This is a genomic window from Streptomyces beijiangensis (genome assembly GCF_017315755.1).
Classification (GTDB): Bacteria; Actinomycetota; Actinomycetes; order Streptomycetales; family Streptomycetaceae; genus Streptomyces; species Streptomyces beijiangensis.
In genome coordinates, this window is the sequence record NZ_JAFLRJ010000916.1 from 1 (window position 1) to 270 (window position 270).

1 pseudogene is annotated in these 270 nt (G+C 71.1%); it reads right to left on the reverse strand.

The features are described from left to right. A pseudogene (locus tag J0695_RS39845) lies at nt 1-270 on the reverse strand (hypothetical protein); the annotation flags it as partial.

A 270-nucleotide genomic window follows, 5' to 3' on the forward strand; every position in this document is an offset into this window, starting at 1 on the left:
CCCAGGTATCGGCACCCTTGCGGATGATCTCGTAACTGCCCTCCGCCGACCTGGTGACCGTGCCCGCGCACTCCGTCGGGGAGAGGCGCAGGTCGGAGGTGATGCCGGGGCGCGCCATGCGTTCGCGCAGTGAGCCCGCCTCCGCGTTGGCCCGCGTCGCCGTGTTGTAGATGGCGTCTGCGGCCAATTTCTCGATGCTGTTGGGCTTGGCCCCGGGGCGGGGCTCGGCCTCGGCCTTGGGCTTGTGGTCGGCGGCCGGCTTCTGGCTGC